This window comes from Campylobacter sp. LMG 7929 (assembly GCF_024723595.1).
Classification (GTDB): Bacteria; Campylobacterota; Campylobacteria; order Campylobacterales; family Campylobacteraceae; genus Campylobacter_D.
In genome coordinates this window covers 1-1,497 of the sequence record NZ_JANQCY010000030.1, presented here as the reverse complement: position 1 = coordinate 1,497, position 1,497 = coordinate 1, and the positions used below count along the sequence as shown (strand labels likewise).

Below are 1,497 nucleotides of genomic sequence, written 5' to 3'. Positions count from 1 at the left end.
TGATTGGTTGGAAGATCTGCACTTTATTTAGTCTAATTTTTATCCATAACAATTTATGTTTACTTTAATAAAAATATTTTCACAATAGCTGCAATTTTTAATCATACATTTATAAAAAATATTTTTATTATTTTATTATACAAAGTATGTATTTTTCATTGTTATATCATTTTTTTATTTATTTTTTTGTGTGTGTATTTGAACCAATTTTAAAAAAATTAAATCTTTTAAAATAGTTTAAAAATAGTTTTATATAAAAAAATAGAATTAATGCTAATAAAAAAAGGAGTTATTGATGTTTAAATCTTTAAATATAGGGTTAAAACTAGTATTATCAGTTGCTATTAGTATAATTACTGGAATAGCCATTTTAGTGACTATTTTTTCCGTTCAAGTTGCTTCTAATATGGAAAATGAAGCCAAAAATTCAATTTCTTTGTCATCAAAAAATTATAGTAGTCTTATGCAAGGCATTCTTAATGAAGAAGTTGTTCTTACAAAAGGAATGGCTACAGCACTTAATGAAATGTTTTCAAAAAATGACCAAGTAGATGCTACATTAATAGAAAGCTTATTAAAAAACACCTTTGATAGTAGTGGTTATGCAGCTTATGCATTTCTTTATCTAAAAGATCCTTCTGTTTTATCTGACACTCAAGCATTAGATTCAAATTTTAAAAGCTCTAATGGTAAAACTTTTGCTATGATTTTTTTCGATGAAACTACAGGAAAAGCAGGTGGTATAAGATCTATAAAAGTTTCTAATAATTTTTCTCAACTAAATATTTTTCAAAAAATTGAGCAAAATGCAAAATATGGTGATTTAGATACTTTATTTGTTGGCGCTCCGTCAAAATTAAATTATGATGGACATGATTTTTTAGGTATCAATTTAGGAATGCCTATCTTTAATAATAAAGGCAAATTTGTAGGTGTTGTTGGATATACTTTTGATTTCTTAGAAATATCACAAGAAATTCTAGATCCAAAACTAGATACTTATGAAGGTGGATTAAGATTTCTAGTAACAGACCAAGGAGTTATTACTATTCACAAAAACAACGATGCCATATTAAAAACCATATCAGAAGTCAATAAAGATCCATCAGCAAAACTACTTACCGAGACAATTAAAAAACATGAGGACATAATAATTAATAATTATATCGACTCTAATGGGATCCCTAGTTTTGCAAGCATTGAATCTTTTAGCACATTGGGAGATTCTAGCCATTGGAGTATAGTAGTTACCGCACCAAAAAAATCTGTTTTACAACCTTTATACAAGTTACAATTTATTTTAATTATTATAGCGCTAGTTATAGTTGTTATAATCTTAGCTATTGTTTATTTTTGTGTAAATAAAATAGTAGGTGCTAGAATTCCTATTATACTTCATTCTTTACAAAATTTCTTCAAATTTTTAAATCACGAAACCAAAGAAGTGCAGACAATAAAAATTAAAGCCGACGATGAATTAGGAAGAATGGGCAAAAT

At 26.1% G+C, this 1,497-nt stretch carries 1 protein-coding gene; it reads left to right on the top strand.

From position 1 onward, the window contains the following. Positions 1-295 precede the first annotated feature (295 nt). The coding region (locus CAMP5118_RS07910) for a cache domain-containing protein (protein WP_337217022.1) at positions 296-1,497 on the top strand (1,202 nt) is incomplete at its 3' end.